Source organism: Bacillus sp. XF8 (assembly GCF_017498755.1).
In the GTDB taxonomy this organism is placed as follows: domain Bacteria; phylum Bacillota; class Bacilli; order Bacillales; family Bacillaceae_G; genus Bacillus_A; species Bacillus_A bingmayongensis.
The window spans coordinates 1-5952 of sequence record NZ_JAGDQK010000081.1; the positions used below are offsets into that span (position 1 = coordinate 1).

A 5952-nucleotide genomic window follows, 5' to 3' on the forward strand; every position below is an offset into this window, starting at 1 on the left:
TTCTTGTTTCTACACTTGTTTAATTTATATGCATCATTTTATACATTGTTGATATAGCAAGGATTCTAGGGGTCCTCGCTATTCTTTTTTTGTATAAATTCTTGTATAAATTAAACAAGATTTTGATGTTGTTATGAAGAAATAAAAAGGAATCGGTTGTAAGATCGGTATGAATTCCGGAATGATTTCGTTTTTAAAATCGGTTGTAAAATCAGTTTTAAGTAATTTCCGAATTTGATATAAATATTGATATAACAATGTTTTCCTGAAGAAATATTTATTCCGTTTTTATGAGGAGGAATTCAAATTGGGAATGAAATTGGAAACATACACACCGAAAATTGTTGCGGAGGATTTAGGGATTACTCCTGATTTGTTAAAAGTGTGGTCCAATGAGTTTAATATACAAATTGAACGAAGTCAGGGAGGACATCGTAGATACTCGAAGGAAAATATTGAAGAATTAAAAGGGATAAAAGAGAAAATTCATGTACAGAAATGGACGTATGATCAAGTTCGTGCGTGGCGGAATGGAGAGCTTGATTTATTTGTTTCAAGGGAAGAAAAAGCAGAATTAGAAAAAAAAATGGATGAAGTATTAGAAAATCAGCAATTACAAAATCAATTCAATCAAGCATTGATTCAAAAGTTGCAAGAGATTACAAATGAATTAGTTACTACAAAAGAACATTTAGTTAATACTGAAAGAAAACTAACCAAAGTAGAGGAAAAAAATAGTGAATTAGAAATTTTTATAGAGAAAAAGCTAGAGAAACGAGATCAGTTATTACTTGAAAACATTAGAAATATACAGAATCAAAAACAAAAATGGAAAGGTTTTTTCCGTTTTTTTAAAGATTAATTTCATTAAAGATTTTAACTGTTTTTTTGTAAAATAATACCATTTTAACCATCTTGTTATATGTATAAATGAAATATGAAAAAATTGATTAAAAGGTTAATTTATGATTCCAACTATAAAATTAGAAGAATAAGAGGAAAATATAGGAATACATATATAACTGTGTGAAAAAAGGATTCTTTGTTTTTTGTTGTGAATAAAGTTGTGGGGAAAAGGAGGAATGTCTGATGAATATTATTCATATTGAAACAAAAAATCATTATAAAAGTGAAAAAGAAAATGAAATGGAAACTATACCAATTATCAAGCGGGTATATTATGAAAATGGAGAGATTAAGTTTGAAATATTAGAAGAGAAAAAAATTCCTATAACATGGTTAGATAAATAAAGAAAAGGTACTCATTCGAGTGCCTTTTCTTTATTTATCTAATCATTTGAGAAAATATGAGATATATTAGTAAACAAGCATTTTTTTGTTGAAATATAGAATAATATAATTCTTGATTGAGAGGAGGTATAAGAAAATGAGTTGGGATAGTGATTGTTGTAAGTGTAAGAAGGGTGCGGAAACGATTATTTCTTTTTGGAGCCACTTGTCATTTTAGTTAACAGAATTAGAGTTCCGTTAGCTTTTTGAGATGAATTTAACAAGATTTATTTACGGAACACATTAAAAGAAAATTTTCTTGAAGATTTCAAATCTAATTATTTTAAAGTCATTGTTTTATCATACATTTGAAAGTTTTGTAAGTGGTTCGAAAAAGAAGTAATCGTTGCCGTACCTCTTTGAAAAAATTAATTTAAGGCTTTTTATTTATTAGAATTACCGAATAGTGTGGCGATAAGTTTTTGTAATTTATGTCCACCTTCGCTATTTAAAATACGCATTAAAAATTCAGGGTCCTGCAATTTTTTCATTAATAAATTGATAAATACAGTTTTAGTGATGTCGAGAATTTCTTGGGAATCAACTGTAATGCCTAAGAAAGGGACTTTAAATTGAAAATTATTTGTAGTGTGTGAATGATGAGAGTCCGGTTTATCACTAGTTTGATTAAACAATGAATCATATGAATCCGAGCTTGTTTCGTTAAAAGAGACGTCTGGATGTGGAGAATGTGCTTTGTGTATGTTTTGTTTAAGTGATTTTTTAAAGATTTTTTGAGTTGCTTTATCTACTCCATCTTTTATGGTGTGGTAATTTTTTTGTATTTGTGATTCGTGTGTTTCTTCTTTCAGATACTTGTCTATTATTTCTAATATGGATTTTTCTATATCTTGTTTTAAAATTTCTTTTGTTTTTGAATTTTGTATGATTACACGTTTATATTCAGGGGCAGACGATTGAGGTATTTGAGAATTGTTTGGATAAAAAGGTAAAGATTTCATTTTTTCCTCCTTTAAAAGAACAAGAGTGGGGTTTTAAACATAAACTATAGTAATAAAGAAAGATTGCTTCACATTAATGTGAAGCAATCGATTATTTAAATTTTAAAAAGGGTAACAAGGGGGTTAAGATTTAGAAGAGTTACCACATCCTCCACCAAAATAACTAGTTGCACCAATAATGATAAGCAGAATAAATAGCACTACAATTAGTGCAAAACCACCACCACCATATCCAGACATTATATCACCTCCTTTTATATGAAAAAAACTAAAAATGGAACTTTGAAATTAGCAAAATACAGTTGCTCCAAGAATAACAAGTAGAATAAACAAGACTAAGATTAAGGCAAATCCGCCACAACTACCGCCATTAGTACCACCGTAGCTCATTCAGACACCTCCTTGCTTGTACAATATACTAACAATATATGTAGCAGGTTAATAAATGACTCTATGTCTTTTTATTAACTTTTAAAATGAAGTTCTATGCAGAATTTTATTTTTTTGTATATAAAAATATTTATCTTTCCATTGTGAAAAGCGCATATGAATAAAAATCCATGTAAGGTTTAACATAACGTACAATTATCGGTAGCAAGGACAAGGGGGAACCCTACTCTCACAAGGGAACCTTCTTTTTGATCTATGTATTTTTTATAAATTCCTATCCTGGCGCGGTTTTAGGGTTCTTATTTGTTACTGAATTATCTGAAAAATTGTATAAAATCTTCCATGCTCTTAGCGTGGTTTTTTTCCGAAATGCTAGTGGGTACCCCTATTTAGTTATATACACATAGATTACTGTATACAAGGTCCTACCTCCATATTATAAGTCGTGATTTAAATGTCCATTTTCTAAAAGAAAAGGAACCTACTAGTAGGTTCCTTTTTTATTTTAGGAGATTTCAATATAAGTGCAAAACAAGTGTCCAACGCTTGTCCCACACTATAATATATGCTTTCCTATTCAAAATAGTGCAATGAATTTTATTAAATCTAATCTAATTTTTCTTATTTCAAAATGAGAAAAATAACTATTATACAAGCCTGCACACAAATAGATATATTAAATATCATATTAAAGTAGATATAAAAACACTCAAAAAATAAAATAATGGAGGTTTTTTAATTGAGTGAACAAGAATACAAACACGATCATAACAAGGATTGTAAGGTTAAATCAGAAACACAAACTCCGTTCAGTGATACTGAAGCAACGCCAGTTCTTACAAACAATCCAATAATTAAAATTCCAGTTGTATTAGCAGAAAGAACGCTTCAAATTGTAGTAGAAGCAAATATTCCACTTTGTCCACCAGCAGTAGAAATTAAAAGAGTCTTAAAAGATGTATTTTTACAACAATGTAAACTAGTACCTGTTGAATATGAAAAAATTGATAAAACAGGATTTTTACGAGTAACAAGAGCAAAATTGTTTGTAGAAGGTTTCATTCGTAAAAATATTGAATATGCTGCTAAAGACTGCAATGGCGTGATTCATGATAAAATTGCAAAAGTTCGATTCTCTGGTTTTGCTGATTTAACTGAAGATGACTTTCTTTCTTTCCCAATTATAGCTTTTTCTTCGGAAAATAGGGCTCGTTTCATTAATCCAAAAAACACTGATGTTCCTCGTCTAGACAAATTCTTCTTTGAAAATAATGTTGTCTATAATGAACAACCATTTTGTGAATTAATTAGTGCAGAATTTTATGAGCTTGATTTTTCACCATGTGATGATGATCATGATAAACATCATGAAGACTCATGTGATAAAAAACATCATGTAAAAGAATTTGACAAATTACGTGAAAAAATCGTTCTTGATCTTACTTTGAAAGTATTACAAACTCAACAAGTAAGAGTTGGATCAACTGGACAAGCTGGCTGCTAATTAAAAATTCTCATTAATATTCTTGTTTCTTAAGATATAAAAAAGGCACTCAAATGAGTACCTTTTTTATTTATCTAACCATGTTATAGGATTTTTTTTCTCTTCTAATATTTCAAACTTAATCTCTCCATTTTCATAATATACCCGCTTGATAATTGGTATAGTTTCCATTTCATTTTCTTTTTCACTTTTATAATGATTTTTTGTTTCAATATGAATAATATTCATCAGACATACCTCCTTTTTATTCACAACAAACAAAGAACATTTTTTCTCACAATTGTAAATGTATTCTCAGATTTCCCTTTTATTCTTCTAACTTTGTCTGAAAAAGGATTCCAACTAAAAACCGGAAAAATCTGCATTAATTCTGTATTCAAAACTCGTTGTGCAGTAATAATAACACCCTTAAAAGTTACTCCATAAACAAAAAAAAACTAGATCCATACTAGTTTTTACATAAGTCAGTTTATCGGAAGTAAATACATATAATTTACTTAATTAACATTGGTACCTGTTATTCAAATAATAATCAAAAGAAAAGCTAGTGCCTCCAACGGGATTCGAACCCGCACTCCTTTCGTAAGCATAAGCTAAGGGGAACACGCTTCCCTACGGAATTTCACCGACAGGAGTTTCACCTGTCTCAGCTCATTTGCTTTTCGGTGCTTCTGAAACCTTTGCTTTGCGACCCGGTTCTACAATGTTTTCCGGCGCTCTTCCCTTCTAAAGCTACGGAGACATTTTTAAAATTATATGTTGAATATAAAAAGGTTATCAACTGTTAGTTCACATAATCCTACTTATCTTTTTTGGATAAGAAGTTAGTTTTTTCGTTTTGGGGGTATCTTCCCATTTCAATTCACTCCTTAATTAATCAAATTTCAAAAGATTATTTCCAAAACTCATACCATTTCTTATCTTTACTTGCTGCAATCATCTTCTTAACTTCCTGGACTTCTTTTATTGTTTGCATAAGTATTTCATCACGGCCCTGGTTCTTCGCCATGTCTTCGCTAATATTCGTCGCTATAAGTGCCTGGGATTTCTGTGTCGTTTGTATAGCGCTCAATAACTCTGATTCTCTTTGTATAAATCGCTGGTCTTGCTCGGTTAGTCGTTTGGTTAATTCCTGAAGCAACTCATTTTGTTTTTCAATGATTTCTTTTTGATCTTGAATCATCGTCTGTAGCGTTGTAGCGTTGAAATCCGGTTCTTCATAGCGCTCAATTTCGTGTCGCTCTAATGGCAATACCTCAACGCCTTGATGCCATGATACTATTTGTTTTGTAGCGTTTTCTAATGTCATGTCTGTGTCCTTCTTTAGGTTGATAACTTTACGAAACACCATTACATCACTTTCTCTATACTTCCTATGCCCACGTTCATTCTTTATGAAAGTATAACCCTCTTTTTCTAGTACATCAGCATACTTACGTAATGTACTAGATTGGATACCTAATTGCTCTGCCACGTCACCAGGACTATATAACGTCTTCATAGCGTCTCACCTCAAAAATATATTCGCTATAGCAATGATATACCCTTTTTCCTAATAATTCACGTATCACTTGTTTTCATTCTTAACTTCCATAATCTTCACATCAGTAATGTATTTAGTTCGTATTACAGCCCCGAGCTTAGAGACACATATCGATTTTAAAATCAAATATTCATTACTTCTTGATAACAACATCAAAATCTTGTTTAATTTATACAAGATTTTATGCAAAAAAAGAATAGCGAGGACCCCTAGAATCCTTGCTATATCAACAATGTATAAAATGATGCATATAAATTAAACAA

8 protein-coding genes are annotated in these 5952 nt (G+C 30.5%); 3 read left to right on the forward strand and 5 right to left on the reverse strand.

All coding sequences use genetic code 11. The features are described from left to right. The first annotated feature begins 313 nt into the window (after positions 1-313). Positions 314-862, forward strand: coding sequence for a MerR family transcriptional regulator (locus tag J4P91_RS27980; RefSeq protein WP_374192075.1), 549 nt, complete (start codon positions 314-316; stop codon positions 860-862). 227 nt (positions 863-1089) lie between these two features. Continuing rightward, positions 1090-1251 carry a hypothetical protein gene (locus J4P91_RS27985; protein WP_207996694.1) on the forward strand — a complete coding sequence of 54 codons (162 nt, stop codon included), beginning with the start codon at positions 1090-1092 and terminating at the stop codon, positions 1249-1251. Between the two features lie 422 nt (positions 1252-1673). Here the strand turns inward: J4P91_RS27985 and J4P91_RS27990 are convergent, their stop codons facing one another. The 3 genes from J4P91_RS27990 to J4P91_RS28000 form a co-directional block, all read right to left on the reverse strand. Continuing rightward, the gene (locus J4P91_RS27990; protein WP_207996695.1) at positions 1674-2252 is read right to left on the reverse strand and encodes a hypothetical protein; all 579 of its coding nucleotides are present in this window, start codon (positions 2250-2252) and stop codon (positions 1674-1676) included. 123 nt (positions 2253-2375) lie between these two features. Next, positions 2376-2492, reverse strand: a complete 117-nt coding sequence (locus tag J4P91_RS27995) for a YjcZ family sporulation protein (protein WP_207996696.1) — start codon at positions 2490-2492, stop codon at positions 2376-2378. Positions 2493-2540: 48 nt separating this feature from the next. Continuing rightward, the gene (locus tag J4P91_RS28000; protein ID WP_207996697.1) at positions 2541-2642 is read right to left on the reverse strand and encodes a YjcZ family sporulation protein; all 102 of its coding nucleotides are present in this window, start codon (positions 2640-2642) and stop codon (positions 2541-2543) included. Positions 2643-3381: 739 nt separating this feature from the next. Between J4P91_RS28000 and J4P91_RS28005 the strand changes: the two genes are divergently transcribed. Then, positions 3382-4146 (forward strand): CsxC family protein, encoded by a 765-nt coding sequence (locus tag J4P91_RS28005; RefSeq protein WP_207996698.1) that lies wholly within the window; start codon positions 3382-3384, stop codon positions 4144-4146. 66 nt (positions 4147-4212) lie between these two features. Here the strand turns inward: J4P91_RS28005 and J4P91_RS28010 are convergent, their stop codons facing one another. Further along, complete coding sequence (locus tag J4P91_RS28010; RefSeq protein ID WP_207996699.1) at positions 4213-4374, reverse strand: hypothetical protein; 162 nt, start codon at positions 4372-4374, stop codon at positions 4213-4215. A 664-nt stretch (positions 4375-5038) separates the two neighbouring features. Next, complete coding sequence (locus J4P91_RS28015) at positions 5039-5647, reverse strand: DUF3967 domain-containing protein (protein ID WP_207996700.1); 609 nt, start codon at positions 5645-5647, stop codon at positions 5039-5041. Positions 5648-5952: the final 305 nt, after the last annotated feature.